The 14,971-nt window shown below is 66.7% G+C and carries 13 protein-coding genes and 1 pseudogene; 10 read left to right on the plus strand and 4 right to left on the minus strand.

Going from position 1 to position 14,971, the window contains the following annotated elements; genetic code table 11:
• Positions 1–14: 14 nt before the first annotated feature.
• The 4 genes from WAS25_RS09460 to WAS25_RS09475 are packed head-to-tail and all read left to right on the plus strand — an operon-like array spanning position 15 to position 2,861.
• Positions 15–1,178: a S41 family peptidase gene (locus WAS25_RS09460; protein WP_422311405.1), complete on the plus strand. Its 1,164-nt coding sequence runs from the start codon at positions 15–17 to the stop codon at positions 1,176–1,178.
• A gap of 1 nt (position 1,179) precedes the next feature.
• Complete coding sequence (locus WAS25_RS09465) at positions 1,180–2,097, plus strand: divergent polysaccharide deacetylase family protein (RefSeq protein ID WP_422311407.1); 918 nt, start codon at positions 1,180–1,182, stop codon at positions 2,095–2,097.
• Between the two features lie 40 nt (positions 2,098–2,137).
• A complete protein-coding gene (gene crcB, locus WAS25_RS09470) occupies positions 2,138–2,524 on the plus strand; it encodes a fluoride efflux transporter CrcB (protein ID WP_422311409.1) in 387 nt (128 codons plus the stop codon).
• Positions 2,525–2,534: 10 nt separating this feature from the next.
• Positions 2,535–2,861, plus strand: a complete 327-nt coding sequence (locus WAS25_RS09475; protein WP_422311412.1) for a DUF190 domain-containing protein — start codon at positions 2,535–2,537, stop codon at positions 2,859–2,861.
• A gap of 10 nt (positions 2,862–2,871) precedes the next feature.
• Here WAS25_RS09475 and WAS25_RS09480 read toward each other — a convergent pair whose 3' ends face one another.
• Together WAS25_RS09480 and WAS25_RS09485 are read right to left on the minus strand one after the other, a co-directional pair.
• The gene (locus WAS25_RS09480; RefSeq protein ID WP_422311414.1) at positions 2,872–3,495 is read right to left on the minus strand and encodes a cation transporter; all 624 of its coding nucleotides are present in this window, start codon (positions 3,493–3,495) and stop codon (positions 2,872–2,874) included.
• The gene (locus WAS25_RS09485; RefSeq protein WP_422311416.1) at positions 3,492–3,932 is read right to left on the minus strand and encodes an ATP-binding protein; all 441 of its coding nucleotides are present in this window, start codon (positions 3,930–3,932) and stop codon (positions 3,492–3,494) included. Before WAS25_RS09485 ends, WAS25_RS09480 begins: the two co-directional genes overlap by 4 nt.
• A gap of 206 nt (positions 3,933–4,138) precedes the next feature.
• On the opposite strand from WAS25_RS09485, the gene WAS25_RS09490 reads away from it, so the two are divergent.
• Positions 4,139–6,370 carry a nitric-oxide reductase large subunit gene (locus tag WAS25_RS09490; RefSeq protein WP_422311418.1) on the plus strand — a complete coding sequence of 744 codons (2,232 nt, stop codon included), beginning with the start codon at positions 4,139–4,141 and terminating at the stop codon, positions 6,368–6,370.
• A 68-nt stretch (positions 6,371–6,438) separates the two neighbouring features.
• Here the strand turns inward: WAS25_RS09490 and WAS25_RS09495 are convergent.
• Positions 6,439–7,230, minus strand: a pseudogene (locus WAS25_RS09495) (phosphoenolpyruvate carboxylase); the annotation flags it as partial.
• Between WAS25_RS09495 and WAS25_RS09500 the strand changes: the two are divergent.
• The 4 genes from WAS25_RS09500 to WAS25_RS09515 all read left to right on the plus strand — a co-directional run bounded on the left by WAS25_RS09500 (position 7,141) and on the right by WAS25_RS09515 (position 11,524).
• Positions 7,141–8,433, plus strand: a complete 1,293-nt coding sequence (locus WAS25_RS09500; protein ID WP_422311420.1) for a dicarboxylate/amino acid:cation symporter — start codon at positions 7,141–7,143, stop codon at positions 8,431–8,433. The pseudogene WAS25_RS09495 and the gene WAS25_RS09500 sit on opposite strands and share 90 nt — an antisense overlap.
• Positions 8,434–8,577: 144 nt before the next feature.
• Positions 8,578–10,296, plus strand: a complete 1,719-nt coding sequence (ispH, locus tag WAS25_RS09505; protein WP_422311422.1) for a 4-hydroxy-3-methylbut-2-enyl diphosphate reductase — start codon at positions 8,578–8,580, stop codon at positions 10,294–10,296.
• A 39-nt stretch (positions 10,297–10,335) separates the two neighbouring features.
• Positions 10,336–10,623 carry a hypothetical protein gene (locus tag WAS25_RS09510; RefSeq protein ID WP_422311424.1) on the plus strand — a complete coding sequence of 96 codons (288 nt, stop codon included), beginning with the start codon at positions 10,336–10,338 and terminating at the stop codon, positions 10,621–10,623.
• Positions 10,624–10,699: 76 nt separating this feature from the next.
• Entirely contained in the window at positions 10,700–11,524 is an 825-nt protein-coding gene (locus tag WAS25_RS09515; RefSeq protein WP_422311426.1) for an SDR family NAD(P)-dependent oxidoreductase, read from the plus strand.
• A 1-nt stretch (position 11,525) separates the two neighbouring features.
• Here WAS25_RS09515 and WAS25_RS09520 read toward each other — a convergent pair whose 3' ends face one another.
• The gene (locus WAS25_RS09520) at positions 11,526–11,981 is read right to left on the minus strand and encodes a cache domain-containing protein (RefSeq protein WP_422311428.1); all 456 of its coding nucleotides are present in this window, start codon (positions 11,979–11,981) and stop codon (positions 11,526–11,528) included.
• 189 nt (positions 11,982–12,170) lie between these two features.
• Between WAS25_RS09520 and polA the strand changes: the two genes are divergently transcribed.
• Positions 12,171–14,969: a DNA polymerase I gene (gene polA / locus WAS25_RS09525; protein ID WP_422311430.1), complete on the plus strand. Its 2,799-nt coding sequence runs from the start codon at positions 12,171–12,173 to the stop codon at positions 14,967–14,969.
• Positions 14,970–14,971: the final 2 nt, after the last annotated feature.

Consider the following 14,971-nt stretch of genomic DNA (forward strand, 5'->3'; position numbering starts at 1 on the left):
CATACACTGTCTACATGCATGCGCGCACTTGGCTCTCGGTCCTGTCGCTCCCCCTGGTGGCGGCCTTCACCTTGCCAGTGGTGCAGCAGGGCAACCCGCCAAAGCCACAGCCGAAGGCCGGAGCCAAGGCCGCGCCCCAGGATCCCCTCGCCGGGCTCTCGGACATCCAGGACGTGCTGTCCCTGGTGCAGCAGAACTATGTGGACCCCCCCGACATGGAGAAGGTCGTCTCGGGTGGCGTCCAGGCGGTCCTGGAGCGGTCCCACCCGTTGAACGCGTACCTGACCGCCGAGGACGTACGGCTGCCCGATCCGGGTCCGGCCGAGGCCGGGCTGATGGTCGTGAAACGCGGGATCTACGGGACGGTGGTCGCCGTGACGCCCGGAGGACCTGCGGCCAAGGCGGGGCTCCAGGCCGGGGATGTCATCCGCAAGGTGGATGGTGACTCCGTGGGCCGGCTCAGCGCCTGGGCCCTCGAGCGCAAGCTGCGCGGGCCCGAAGGCTCCTCCCTGGATCTCTACCGCTACAACGCCACCGGGGACCTCACCAAGACGACCATCACGCGGCAGCGGCTGGCCCCCGGCGCCTTGACCCTCAAGCCGGGGCAGAACGCGCTGCTCCTGTCCCTGCCGGACCTGGGGTCCGGCCGGGCTGAAGAGATCGGGAAGACCCTGACAGCCGCGGATCGTGGACAGACCCTGGTCCTGGATCTGCGCCAATGCCAGAGGGGCTCCGTGGAGGAAGCCGCCGCGGTGGCGGGCCTGCTGGGCCTGAAGGGCGCCTTTGCCACGCTGCAGGAGGCCGGCAAGCCTGAGCGGAGCCTTGCGGTGACTGGCACCGGCGCACCCTTCGCCCGCCTGGCCCTCCTGGTCGGGCGCTCCACCCTCGGGGCTTCGGAAGTCCTCGCCTCCTGCCTGAAGAAGGGAGGGGTCCGGACCTTCGGTGAGCGCACGCCGGGGTTGGGCGTGGAGCGCACCCGTTTCGCCCTCAAGCAGGGGGGTGCGGTGGAACTGGTCTCCCGGCGCTGGGTGGGGCTGGGCGGCGAGAAGCTCGATCGCCAGGGTGTGGTCCCCGATCAGGTGCTCCGCATGACCGAGACCGAGGATGCCCTGGCCAGGGTGTTGACCGCGCTGGCGGCACCCGCTCCTGCCGCGCCGATCCCCGCGAAGGCCTCCTAGCTTGGCTCGAGCCAAAGGCCGACGGGCGTCCACCCTGGTCCTCGTCGGGTGGGCCGTACTCATGCTCGCCCTGGGCCTGGGTGCAGGGCTCGTGCTGGGGCAGCAGGGCTGCAACCGCAGGGAGGCGCCCGCGAAGAAGGACACGACGCCCAGGCCCGATGCCAAGAAGCCCGAAAGGAAACCCCCTGAGCCGAAGGCGAAACCCAAGTCTGAGGCCGTCAAGCCTCAGAGCCCCGAACCGGCTCTAGCGCTTCCCCGCCTCGCCCTGGTCATCGATGACCTCGGCTACATCCAGCCGGAGCTGGTCACCCGCCTCTGCAGTCAGCCCGTGCCCTTCACCGTGGCGGTCCTGCCCTACCAGGAGCACACCCGCGAAAGCGCCGACATCGCCCACCGCCTCGGCAAAGAGGTGATGCTGCATCTGCCCATGGAGCCCCTGGGCTACCCAGGACCGGGCCGCGATCCGGGCCCCAATGCCATCCTCTACAACCTGCCTGAGGCCGAGGTCCGCCGCCGGGTGCGCATGGCCCTGGATGACATCCCCCACCGCACTGGCGTGAACAACCACATGGGCAGCCGCATCACGCCTGACCGGACGCGCATGGGCTGGGTGCTCCAGGAGGTCAAGGCGCGGAAGTACTTCTTCGTGGACAGCCGCACGGAGAAGGACAGCGTGGCGTACGACCTGGCTGAGGAGCTGGGCGTTCCCGCCGTGCAGCGCCGCGTCTTCCTCGACGACGACAAGGCCTTCCCGGAAATAGAGAAGCAGTGGGAGCGGGCCCTCAAACTGGCAGAGAAGGAAGGGGCCGCGCTGATCATCGGGCACATCTATCCTGAGACGGTGGAGGCCCTGGAGAAGCTCGTGCCCCGCAGCAAAGGAAGGGTGCGCTTCGTGAGGGCAGGGGAGCTGGTGAAATGAACCACGCCTGGCTGGTTCCGCTTCGGGGGAGGGCAGGCCGATGAATGTCGGAGCGACCTTGGCCGTGGGTATCGGCGCGGCGCTGGGCGCCTGGTTGCGGTGGGGCTTCGGAGCCTGGCTGAACGCCCATTTCCCCACGCTCCCGCTGGGCACCCTCACGGCGAACCTGGTCGGGGGCTATCTGGTGGGTCTGGCGGTGGCCTTCTTCACGCAGCACCCGGGGCTGTCCCCGGAGCTGCGCCTGTTCGTGATCACGGGCTTCCTGGGGGGCTTGACCACCTTCTCCACCTTCTCCGCCGAAGCCGTGAGCCTGCTGGGCCGGGGGGAGTACGGCTGGGCCCTGGCGCATATGTCGTCCCACCTGGCGGGATCGCTGCTGCTGACCTTCCTGGGCATGGCCACCGTCAGAATGGTTCTGAGAGGCTGAAGGAGTTCCGATGCAAGGGATCTGCCTGAAGTTCTACGTCCAAGAGGATCGGAAGCACCACCACGTCCTAGTCTACGAGTGGCTGCTGGAGCAGGCGCGGCAGCTGGGTCTGAATGGCGGCTCGGCGTTCAAGGCCATGGCTGGCTTTGGCCGCCACGGACTGCTGCACGAGGATCATTTCTTCGAGCTGGCCGGGAAGCTGCCGGTGGTGGTGGAGTTCATCGTCACGGAGGCGGAGGCGGATCGGCTCCTGACCCGGGTCCAGGCCGAGGAGGTCACGCTCTTCTATGCCAAGACGGCCGTGGACTTCGGCTGGGTGAAGGGCCTCAAAGGTTGAGATCCCGCGGTTAGTGACCGCAGCCGCAGCCGCCGGTGAAGGCGGCGCTGCGGGCCGCGCGCACCATGCCGAGGCCCTCCTTGCCGATGAGTGCCGCCAGGCCCAGGGCCGCCGCGGCATCCACCCACCAGAGGGCGGGCAGGATCAGGAACAGCAGACTGCCGGAAAAGAGCACGGCCGAGAGCTGGATGCAGGCCAGGCTGCAGGCGGCGTCGGCTTCCAGGGTGGCGCTGTCCAGGGCCTGGGCGGCGAGCAGCTTGGCGCGCCACAGGAAGACCATGAAGGCGAGGGACAAGGTTGAGATGACCAGCCCTGGAACCGTGGTGGGCGGGTGGCGCCGGATCGCCAGCTGCAGGACCGCGCCGCCGGCGATGCCCGCGGCCAGGGCGAGGAACAGGCAGCCGATGGCCAGGGTGGCCTTCCGTTCGCGGGAGAGGTTGCCGTGGTCCAGGAGCTTCCACAGCACCAGCAGGGCCGAGGCCACCTCGATGAAGCTATCGGCGCCGAAGCCGAAGAGGGCCATGGATTCGTCGGCCCAACCGAAGGCCATGGACACGAGCCCTTCGACCAGGTTGTAGGCGATGGTCAGGGCGGAGAGCCAGAGGGCCCGTCGACGCCACTGGTCCTGATTCACGGATGCGACTCGCGAACCTTGCGCGCCTTCACCAGGACGAGGGTGGAACCTTCGGGCCGGCGCTCCATGTGGACCTCGTCCATCACCTGGCGCATGAAGTAGACGCCCCGGCCACCCGGCTTGAGCAGATTCTCTGGCAGGTTTGGATCCGGGAGGCTGGCGAGGTCCACACCGGGTCCCCTGTCCTCGATGCGGATCTCGAAACGGTCCACCCGGGGCGTGAAGGTGACCTTCACGGGCTTGTCCTTCTGCAGCTTGTTCCCGTGGCGCATGGCGTTGGCGATGCCCTCCTGGATGGCCAGCCAGAGGCGCTCTCCGTCCTCCTGGGTGAAGCTGAGGTGCTTGAGGAACTCCGCACCCACCACCTGGATCAGGTCGATGAAGCGCAGGTCTGTGTTGCACGTGAGGACGACGGGCAGAAGGGCGGGGTGGGCCATGGACGCGGATTCCCTTTCACAGACCGGAAGAACCAAGCCCAAGGTACTTGGAATCCCGGCGATTGGGCAGGGGTTTTGCCATATGGGCCAGCCTCTGGGATCGGTGGCGCGTGTCATGGATCACAATTAAGAATAGTTGGTCTTAAATAATAAGAATCATGAAACACTGCTTTCCGGCGAGCAGATCCGCCCTGATGGAGGTTCCGATGAAGGCAAGATGGTGGCTGTTATTGCTGGTGCTCTTGGCAGGCTTCGGCGTGCTGGGACTAGGCGGGCGGCAGATCGCCCAGAATGCGCCGCCCATTCCACAGAAGGTGGTGGCCGAGGATGGCACCCTCCTGGTGGGACCCGGCCAGATTCTCGAGGGCCAGGTCAGCTACCTGGGCCACGGTGGCCAGCACATCGGCTCCATCTGGGGCCATGGGGCCTACCTGGCACCGGACTGGACGGCCAAGGCACTGCACCAGTGGGCCTCCCACACCCTCGATGGCGTGAAGGCCCAGGGTGGGTCGGTCGCCGATGCCAAAGCCGGCACCATAGCTATATTTCAGAATAATAAGTATGAATCATCCAGCGGCACCCTGACCCTGGGCGCCGCCCAGGCCGCCGCCTACCTGCAGACCCGAAGCGAGTTGGCGAAGATCGCAGTGGACGGCGACAAGGGTGCGGCCATCCCGGCCCGCTGGATTCCCACCCTGCAGGAAGGCGAGCGAGTGGCGGATTTCTGGCTTTGGACGGCCTGGTCCGCCGCGGCCCGTCGGCCCGGCGCCGACCACAGCTTCACCCAGAACTGGCCCCAGGAACCCCTGGTGGGCAACAGCATCACGCCCATTAGCCACCTCTGGAGCATCCTCTCCATCATCCTGCTGATCCTCGGCGTGGGTCTGATGGTCTGGCATCACGCCAGCCAGCCCGAGGAGGCGTTTCCCGCGCCCCAGGGCATCCCCGCCGCCCCCGCCACCCCCAGCCAGCGCTGGTCGGCCCTCTATTTCGCCGTCGCCATGGCCCTGTTCCTGGTGCAGATCGGCATGGGCGTGTTGACGGCCCATGACGCGGTGGAAGGCAACGGACTCTACGGCGTGGACCTCTCTCACATCCTGCCCTACGCGGCCTCCCGCACATGGCACCTGCAGCTGGCCGTCTTCTGGATCGCCACCTGCTGGCTGGCCACGGGCCTCTACCTGGGCCCCAAGCTGAGCGCCAAGGAACCCAAGGGCCAGTGGTTCGGCGTGGCGGGCCTGCTGGTCGCGCTCGTGGTGGTGGTGGTCGGTGCCCTGGGTGGCAGCCACCAGGCCATCCTGGGCAAGCTGTCCGGTTCCTTCATGCTGGGCCACCAGGGCTATGAATACGTCGAGCTGGGCCGACTCTGGCAGATCCTGCTGACGGTGGGCATGATCGGCTGGCTTGTGCTGGTGTTCCGCGCGCTGATTCCAGCGCTGAAGGGTGAGGCCGGCCGCGTGGGCCTGCTCAAACTCTTCGTGCTGTCAGCCGTCGCCATTCCGCTCTTCTACTCCGCGGGCTTCATGTACACCCGCGAGACCCACGTGGCCCTGGCCGAATACTGGCGCTGGTGGGTGGTCCACCTCTGGGTGGAGGGTTTCTTCGAGGTCTTCGCCACCGTGGCCATCGCGCTGCTTTCCACCCGCATGGGACTGCTGCGCGAAACCACCGCCCTCCGTGCTGTGAGCCTCTCGATGGGCCTCTTCCTGGGCAGCGGCGTCATCGGCACGTTCCACCACCTCTACTACACGGGCTCTCCGGCCTCCATCTCGGCCCTGGGCTCCGTGTTCAGTGCCCTGGAGATCGTGCCCCTCACCATCGTGGGCTTCGAGATTGCCCAGAGCCTGCGCGCCGGCAAGGCCATCGGCAGCGGCTACGAGTGGCCCTTCAAGTTCTTCGCGGCCGTGTGCTTCTGGAACCTGATCGGCGCGGGCGTCTTCGGCATGCTCATCAACCCACCCTCGGTGCTCTACTTCGGCCAGGGCCTGAACACCACCCCCATCCACAGCCACTCGGCGCTGTTCGGGGTCTACGGCTTCCTCGCCATCTCGCTCATGCTCTTCGCCCTGCGCGGCATGACGCCGGACAAGGCCTGGGATGAGAAGTGGCTGAAGGTGGGGTTCTGGGGCCTGAACCTTGGCCTTGGGCTGATGCTGGTGTTCTCGCTGATCCCCAGCGGGTTCTTTCAGATCGCCCAGAGCCTGGAGCACGGCACCTGGTATGCCCGTAGCGCCGAGGTGGTGCAGAGCCCTCTCATGCGCACCTTCACCTGGCTGCGGATGCCTGGCGACGTGGTCTTCGGCGTCGGCGCCCTCGCCGTCATCCTCTTCACGTTCAAGGCCGTCATCGGCGCCTGGGGCTGGAGGGAGGCGGAGGAGATCGAGTCAGCAAAGGACAACCTGCCCGTGGCTCCCGCCTTTGCTGTGGCCGAGGACTGACTCGATTTTGATGTAAGACGGGGCCCCTGCCGCAAGGTGGGGGCCTCGTCCCGGAGGGTGGTTTCCCGGGGCGTCGAGGCGCTGCGGTCCCGCTCGTCCAGCAGGCGGGCGATCTCCATCTGCGCGTTGAGGATGCACTTGCGCTGCACTTCGGTGGGGTGGGCGGTGAGCACCGGGCGGACCTGGGCGCTGGCGAAGAAGGCCCGCAGCGCCTCCGCGTCCCATCCCGCCTCGCCTGCTCTGAGAAGGGCGTGGCCCAGGGAGCTGGGCCTGGGTGGGGCGTTTCCCATGCGGTGGGCCCGGGATCGCCGAATGTGATGCTGGTCTTTGGCTAGGTTGGCCAGCTGGGAGAAGTAGCTGAAGGCGCGGACCACCAGGATGGCGCGGCCGGGACTGAGGTCACTCAGGATGGCCTTCAGGTCGTCGCCCGCCCCGGCATCCTGGGCACGGCGGAAGCGCACCGCGCTCTGCCGGATCCGCTCGATGAGCCGGAAGGTCTCGTCGCCCTCCTGCTCCCTCACCGTATCCCCCAGCACTCGGCCCAGAAGGCGGATGTCCTCCTTGAGGGGCAGGTCCTTGTCGGGGTGGGCTGGGTCCATGGACAGGTCTCCCTGGGGCAGGCGGCCTGGGTGGCGTGCAGCCAGGGTAAGGGATTTCGGGCCTGCGGCCCGGGGGAAGTGCCCCCCGGAGGGAAATTGAGGTCTTTGAAATCCCAACCGGTGGGCTGACCATTCCTGAACCCCCAACCTTCCCCTCCAGGAGCTCCGCCCATGAAGCAACACCACCGGCTGCTGATGGGCTTCGTCCTGGGTGTCCTGGGCGGACTGCTGGGCTTCTACCTGCTGCCGGCCCGCGACCATGCCGTCATGACGAGGATCACCGAGGTCTTCACCTTCGTGGGGGCCGTCTTCCTGCGGCTGATCTTCATGGTCGTGGTGCCGCTCATCCTTTCCGCGCTGATGCTGGGTGTCATGGAGTTGGGAAAGGGCCGGGGGCTTGGAAGGGTGGCGGGAAAATCGCTTCTCTACACCATCCTGCTCAGCGGCCTGGCCGTCCTCATCGCCATCTTCACCACCCACCTCTTCAAACCCGGCGTGGGCCTGGTGTTCGACCGTGCGGCCTTGGCGGGCAACTCCGGCGTGCTGAAGCTCCAGGAATCGGTCAAGACCGTTACCGCCAAGCCCTGGTATCAGTACCTCGTGGATCTGCTCCCCCAGAATCCCATCGACTCCGCGGCCCGGGCCTTTTCTGGGGAGATCGTGGCCTTGATGGTCTTCGCCCTCTTTTTCGGGTGGGCCCTGAGCACCGTCATCAAGGAGGACGATCATCCACTGGTGCGGTGCCTGGAGGCGACCTTCCAGGCTTGCCTGAAGATCATCGATCTGGCCATGATCCTGGCGCCCTTCGCCATCTTCGGCATGGTGTTCAACACCGCCTACCGGATGGGGGCCGGCTTCCTTGGCAATGTCGCCTACTATGCCGCCGTCGTCGTCTTGGGCCTCGCCCTGCAGTTCTTCGTGGTCTACGGGTTTTTCCTGAAGGTCGTGGCCAAGACCTCGCCCTGGGAATTCTGGAAGGCCTGTCGTGATTTGTTTCTTTATGCCTTTTCCACCGCCTCCTCCAACGCAACCCTGCCCATGTCCCTCGAAACTGCCGAGCTGGTGCTAAAGCTCCCCCCGAAGATCTCCCGCTTTGTACTGACCGTTGGGGCCACCGCCAACCAGAACGGCACGGCCCTCTTCGAGGGGGTGACCGTGCTCTTCCTGGCCCAGGTCTACGGGGTGGACCTCAGCCTGGGCCAGCAGCTGCTCGTGGTGCTGATGTCGGTGCTCGCGGGCATCGGAACGGCTGGGGTTCCCGGCGGGTCGCTGCCGCTCATCGTGGTGCTGCTGACCCAGGTGGGCATCCCGGCCGAAGGCATCGGCCTGATCCTCGGGGTGGACCGCTTTCTGGACATGTGCCGGACCACCCTGAACGTGGCGGGTGACCTGGTGATCGCCAAGCTCGTCAGCGTGGGGGCTGAGGAGGTCGACGCCCGGACCGAGGATGGACCGGCCACCTGAGGGGCGCGCTGGCCGCCGGGCTTCCGGCCCTGACACTCATCTGGACAGCCGGACGCACGCCGTCCCCAGGGAGGTCGTGCACCAGGGGGCCGCGGGCGCTATGATTGATAACCTGACCAACATGGTCAGGATTGTGGAGTCGGGATGAAGGTCGTCGTCGCCAAGACCGCGGGGTTCTGCTGGGGCGTGAAGCGCGCTATGGACGCGGTGCTGGAGGCCTCGGTGCGCAATGATGGCCGGACGGTCCAGACGCTTGGGCCCCTCATCCACAATCCCCAGGCCCTGGAGCTCATCGGGAAGCGGGGCGTGGCCGTGGCCGAGACCCCGGACCAGGTGCAGGGCGGCACGGTGGTGATCCGGGCCCACGGCATCCCCATCCAGGACCTGCGGGGCCTCAAGGAGCGGCAGGCCCGGGGCGAGTTGAAGATCGTGAACGCCACCTGCCCCGAGGTGGCCAAGGTCCACCACAAGATCAAGAAGTGGAGCCCCAAGGGCTACTTCACGGTGATCCTGGGCAGCCATGGACATGCCGAGAGCGTGGCCCACCGCAGTTTCGCGGAGAGCGGCTCGATCATCGTGGCGACCATGGCCGAAGCCGAGGCCCTGACGGAAGAACAGTTGCGGAAGGTGCTGGTGGTGGCCCAGACCACCTTCACGGTGAAGGACTACCACGCCATCAGCGACTACATCCGGAACCGCGCGGGCGAGGCGGTCCTGGAGAACACCATCTGCGAGGACACCTGGATGCGCCAGGACGAGGCCAGGGAACTGGCCCGCACGGTGGATGCCGTGATCGTCGTGGGCGGCAAGGCCTCCAGCAACACCAAGCACCTGGCTGAGCTGGCCCAGCACTACGGCAAGCCCGTCCAGTATGTGGAGACGGCCTCGGAGTTGGATCTGACCGGCTTTACCGGCCATGAGACGGTGGGCGTGCTCGCCGGTGCCTCCACGCCGACCTGGCTGGTGGATGAGGTGGTGGAGGTCCTGGAGGAGGTGGGCGACGCCCCCGGGAAGTTCGCCCACTTCATGTCAAGCGCCTTCGCGACCCCGGTAGTGATGGCCGTGGGAGCCGCCCTTGCCACCCTGGGCGTCCAGAAGTGGCTGGGGCTCGCGCTGGGCTTCCGCTCCCCTCTGATCACGGGTTCCTACGTGCTGGCGATGTACCTGCTGAACCCGTTCCTGGATCCCATGGGGCTAGGCGTCAAGGGACCTGGCCGGGAGCGCTTCCTCGTCAAGAATCGGGCCATCCTCCTGGGCATCGCCTGCGTCTCGCTCTCCGTCTCCATCGGCACAGCCGCCTTCCTGGATTGGCGCGCACTCCTGGTCGTGGTCTCCGCCAGCATCCTCGGGTCCACCTACAAGCGCGGATTCCGACTCGGCAACCGCTTGGTCAGCCTCAGCTCGCTGCCCGGGGCCAAGGATGTCCTGGTGGCCGCCGCCCTGAGCGTCGTGGCGGTGGTGATGCCCAACTGGGTGAAGGGCGGGCACTGGGACCTGCATACCTTCGCCGCCGTCGTTCTGGTCGCGGCCTTGGGCTTCTCCCGAACGGTCATCTACGACATCCGGGACATGCAGAACGACCAGGTGCTCGGTCGGGACACCCTGCCGATCCTCATGGGCAAGCAGGCCGCGAAGCGCGTGCTCATCGGCCTGCTCTCGGGCATATTGCTCGTGCTGATCGGTCTCACCCTTTCCTCCCGGGCCCCGCGGGCAGTGTGGGAGGCTGGGATCATGGCGTCCGCCCTGATCTACCCACTCCTCTACCAGTGGTACTACCATGAGCGCTTCAACGCCGGCCGCCCTGCCTTCGAGCTCAGGCCGGAGTTCAGCTTCTACCTCCTCGGTCTCCTGGTCATCGTCTGAACCTGCTAGCCTTGGGGCACCTTTTCCAAGGAGAGCCCCATGCGCATGAAGTCGATCGCGGCCTTCGCCGCCACCGCCATCCTCAGTGGCGCCCTTGCCTGGGCCGCCGCGGCCGCCAGCTACCAGAAGACCGGCGTCGTGAAGGAAGTCTCCGCCGACAGCTTCACCCTCGACCTGGGTAAGGAGGAGTGGCGCTTCTACACCGACGGCGGTACCACCGGAAAGGAGGCCGTCAAGGCCGGCGACAAGGTGACCGTCACCTACAAGCAGATGGCGACCAAGGTTGAAGCCAAGGGCGCCGCCAAGGCTCCTGCCAAAAAGAAGTAGTCCTGCGCCACGGGCGATGACTGCGAAACGGGGCGCCAGGGGCGCCCCGTTTCGCAGGATGTGAAAGGATGGATGGATGCGCCACTGGGTCCTCATCACCGGCTGTTCCACGGGCATCGGGCGTGCCCTGGTGCCCCTCTGCCGGGCGGCGGGCTGGGGCGTCGTGGCCACGGCGCGCAAGCCGGGAGACCTGGCCAACCTGCCACCGGGTGAGGACCTGCGGGTCCTGCCCCTGGACGTGACCGACCCCGCCAGCATCGCCGCGGCGGCCGGTGCTTGTGTGGATCTTTCCTTGAAGGCCCTGGTGAACAACGCCGGCTACGCCCAGGTGGGCCCCCTGGAGTTGCTGCGCCCGGAGGAACTCCGGGCACAGTTCGAGACCAATGTGATCGGTCTCCACGCCGTCACCCACGCCTTCCTGCCTCTGCTGCGTCGTGAGCCCGGCGCGCGGATCCTCCAGGTGGCCTCGATCCTGGGCCGCATGTCCGCACCCCTGGCCGGCCCCTACAACGCCTCCAAGCACGCGGTGGTGGCCCTGGCGGAAACGCTGCGCCTGGAGGTGGGACGCGAGGTGGCCGTGGTGGTCGTCGAGCCCGGCGCCGTCCAGTCTGAGTTCCGTGCGACGCTGGCGAGGGTCTGGGGGGACCTGCCGGAACGAGCGCGCGGCACCCGCTATGAAGCCATCATCAGCGGCTACCTGGCTCACCGGAACCATCAGGCCGGACGGCACGGACTGACTTCGGAGGCCTGTGCGCGCCGCCTGCTCAAAGCGCTGAATGCCGAGCATCCCCCCCGGCGGCTGGTCATCGGGCGTGATGCCTTTTGGGCCGGATTCGCCAAGGCCCTCCTGCCAGCCGCCTGGTGGGAGGGCCTCCTGCGCCGAGTCTACCGCCTGGGCTGAGTTACCTGTAGATCCCGCAGCCGACGATGATGTCCCCTTCTGCGATGCAGAAGGACGTCTTCTGCTCGATTTTCTTGGTTTCAGGATTCTCGACCAGATGGTCTACCCAGCCGCCGCCTTTCTTCATGCCAGTCTTGATGATCTCCTGCACGTTGAACACGCCATCCGGCCCCTTTACATTCCAACGGTTGACCCCCAGCCAATTGCTCTTGGAACCATGGGCCAGCACCACGCCCTTGGGGTCGTAGACGAAGAGATAGAGGGTGCTGCCTGGCTTCACGTGGAAGCGACCGGAGCCCATGCTCACTTCGGCGAAGAAGGCCTCTTTGCCCTTCGCCTTCAGGAAGGCGATGCCCTCTGTGACCATGGCCTGGGCCTTGGGGCGTTCGGCGGGCTGCGAAGCGAGGGGGATTGCCAGAACGCAGGCGAACAGGGGAACGAGGTGGAACGTGCGCATGCTGCCTCCAGGACCGGTGGGTCTCCACCCTTTTCGGAGGGCAAGGGACATTCATGAATCCCCGCATGCCCTGCCAGACTGGAGCCATGTCCGAAGACCGCCTCTACTTCACCAACACCTTCGCCTCCACCCTCTCGGCATCCTCTGCGCGGATACGCGAGACCTCGCCGTTGCGTGGGGAGGTGGCCTGTGGCTGAGGATCGCCTTTACCTCATCGACACCTTCGCCTTCATTTTTCGAGCCTACTTCGCCAACCCCCGGCTGAAGAACGGGGCGGCCTATACCTTCACGCGGCTGGTGCTGCAGCTGCTGGAGAAGCACAAGCCGACGCACATTGCCTGTGTTTTCGATACGCCGGAGCCCACGTTCCGCCACGAGATCTATCCCGAGTACAAGGCCAACCGGGATGCCATGCCCGAGGACTTGCGCCCCCAGATCCCCATGATCCGCCAGCTGGTGGAGGCGTTGAACATTCCCATCGTGGAGCTGCATGGTTACGAGGCCGACGATGTCATGGGCACCTTGGCGAGAGAATCCGCCGCCATGGGCCTGCCGGCCGTGATCGTGAGCCCCGACAAGGACCTGCTGCAGCTGGTGGACGACGGCCTCCGGATCCAGGTGCTCAACACCAAGGACGGTGAGGTCTGGCACGACCGGGAGGGCGTGAAGGCCCGCATGGGCGTGTGGCCCGAGCAGGTGGTGGACTTCCTGAGCCTGGTAGGGGACGCCTCCGACAACGTGAAGGGCGTACCCGGCATCGGCGAGAAGGGCGCGGCCCTGCTGCTGGAGAAATTCGGGAGCCTGGAGGGCGTGATCGCCTCGAAGGCCGAGCTGAAGCCAAAGCAACGAGAAGGTCTGGAGGCTGCCGGCCAGTGGCTGGACCTCACCAAGCGCCTCGTCACGGTGGTGACAGATCTCAGCCTTGCCCTGCATCCCAAGGACCTGGTTTATCCCGGCGTGGATGAGGGCAAGGCCCGCGTGACCTTCAAGGAGCTTGGCTTCCAGACCCTCACCAAGGAGTTCACCCAGAGTGCCGAGCAGGCCGGCAGTGCAAGAACCTACCGGTCGGCGGCCACCCTTGGCGACCTCGAATCCGCCGTGGCCGCCTGTCGCGCCGCCGGCCGTTTCGGCCTGGATACCGAGACCACGAGCATCGATCCCACCCGGGGCCACCTCGTGGGCCTCAGCCTGGCCTGGGCGCCCAACGAGGGGCTCTACGTGCCCCTGGCCCACCTCAAGCCGGCCACGGCCGATACCGAAGGCTCGTTGCCGGGCCTTTTGCCGGATTCGGGACTGCCTGAAGCCCTGCTGGACCTGCGGGGTGAGGCGGCTGACTTCTTTGCGGAACTGGCGTCCCACCTGGATCCTCGCAACCTGCCCTTCTCGGAGTCCCGAGGCATCCTGGCGCCGCTGCTGGCGGATCCAGCCGTCGGCAAGTGCGGCCAGAACCTCAAGTACGACCTCCAGGTCCTGGCCCGCCATGGCCTGCCGGTGGTCGGTCTGGCCGACGACAGCATGATCCTGAGCTTCCTGCTGGAGAGCGGCGTCCGCCACAACCTGGATGACCTCTCCGTGCGCCTGCTCGACGTGAAGCCCATCACCTTCGAGGAAGTGGTGGGGAAGGGCAAGGCCCAGAAGCGCTTCGACGAGGCCGACTTCGACCAAGCCGTGCAGTACGCCGCCGAGGATGCCGACCTGGCCCTGCGCCTTTGCGACAAACTGCGGGAGAAGCTCACGGATGACCAGCTGAAGCGTCTCTACGCCGAAGTGGACCTGCCCCTGGTGGAGGTGCTGGCGGCCCTGGAAGGCCACGGGGTCCGGCTTGACCTGAGTGTCCTTTCCCAGCTCGCCGTGCGCATGCACGGTGAGCGCAAGCGAGCCGAAGCCAGGGTGCTCGAGCTCGCCGGCGAACCCTTCAACCTGAACAGCCCCACCCAGCTGGGGGCGATCCTCTTCGGCAAGCTGGGCTACAAGCCCGTGAAGTACACGGGCAAGACCAAGGCCCCCAGCACCGATGAGGATGTCCTCCAGGAACTGGCGAAGGAGCAGGGTGCCGAGATCGCCAGTGAGCTGCTGCGGCACCGGCAGATGGTGAAGCTGCTGGGCACCTATGTGGAGGCGCTGCCGCAGATGGTGAACCCCGTCACGGGCCGGGTGCACACCAAGCTGCACCAGGCTGTGGTGGCCTCCGGACGACTGGCCTCCAACGACCCGAACCTGCAGAACATTCCGATCCGCACCGAGGAAGGCCGCGCCATCCGCGGCGCCTTCGTGCCCGAGCCGGGCTGGGTGCTGCTGGACGCGGACTACAGCCAGATCGAGTTGCGCGTGGTGGCGGCCCTGGCAGAAGATCCCGTGCTGCTCGGGGCCTTCGCGGCCGGGGAAGACATCCACCGCCGCACGGCCTCGGAGGTCTTCAGCGTGCCCATGGATCAGGTCACCTCCGACCAGCGAAGCGCCTCCAAGGCCGTGAACTTCGGCCTGCTCTATGGCCAAGGTGCCTTCGCCCTTGCGGCCAACATTGGCGTCAGCCAGAAGGAGGCCAAGGCCTTCATTGAGCGTTATTTTGAGCGCATGCCGAGGGTGGCTTCCTGGATCGAGGGCGCCAAGGCGAAGGCAATCGCCGAAGGCCTCGTCCGCACCCACTGGGGCCGCATCCGCCGCATCCCCGAGCTGGAGAGCCCCAACAAGCAGTTCCAGGCCCAGGGGCTGCGCGAGGCCGTGAACACCATCGTGCAGGGCACCGCCGCGGACCTCATGCGGCGGGCCATGGTGCGCTTACACCGCAACCTCCAGACCTCAGGGCTCAGGGCCCGCCTGCTGCTGCAGGTCCACGATGAGCTGCTGATGGAGGCCCCGCCGGAGGAGGTGGAGCGTGCAGCGGCCCTGCTGAAGGAGGCCATGGAGGGCGCCGACGATCTCGGAGCCCTGGGTGTGAAGCTGGCCGCTGAGGTCCGCACCGGAGACAGCTGGCTGGCCTGCAAGTGATT

Origin of the sequence: Geothrix sp. (genome assembly GCF_049292215.1) — a bacterium.
Classification (GTDB): domain Bacteria; phylum Acidobacteriota; class Holophagae; order Holophagales; family Holophagaceae; genus Geothrix.

Bases quoted from the DNA above. Each gene is read 5' to 3' on its own strand.
- WAS25_RS09515 (WP_422311426.1), top strand. From the start codon at position 10,700: ATGCGCCACTGGGTCCTCATCACCGGCTGTTCCACGGGCATCGGGCGT.
- WAS25_RS09485 (WP_422311416.1), bottom strand. From the start codon at position 3,932: ATGGCCCACCCCGCCCTTCTGCCCGTCGTCCTCACGTGCAACACAGAC.
- ispH (WP_422311422.1), top strand. From the start codon at position 8,578: ATGAAGGTCGTCGTCGCCAAGACCGCGGGGTTCTGCTGGGGCGTGAAG.
- crcB (WP_422311409.1), top strand. From the start codon at position 2,138: ATGAATGTCGGAGCGACCTTGGCCGTGGGTATCGGCGCGGCGCTGGGC.
- WAS25_RS09475 (WP_422311412.1), top strand. From the start codon at position 2,535: ATGCAAGGGATCTGCCTGAAGTTCTACGTCCAAGAGGATCGGAAGCAC.
- WAS25_RS09460 (WP_422311405.1), top strand. From the start codon at position 15: ATGCATGCGCGCACTTGGCTCTCGGTCCTGTCGCTCCCCCTGGTGGCG.
- WAS25_RS09520 (WP_422311428.1), bottom strand. From the start codon at position 11,981: ATGCGCACGTTCCACCTCGTTCCCCTGTTCGCCTGCGTTCTGGCAATC.
- WAS25_RS09510 (WP_422311424.1), top strand. From the start codon at position 10,336: ATGCGCATGAAGTCGATCGCGGCCTTCGCCGCCACCGCCATCCTCAGT.
- WAS25_RS09490 (WP_422311418.1), top strand. From the start codon at position 4,139: ATGAAGGCAAGATGGTGGCTGTTATTGCTGGTGCTCTTGGCAGGCTTC.
- WAS25_RS09500 (WP_422311420.1), top strand. From the start codon at position 7,141: ATGAAGCAACACCACCGGCTGCTGATGGGCTTCGTCCTGGGTGTCCTG.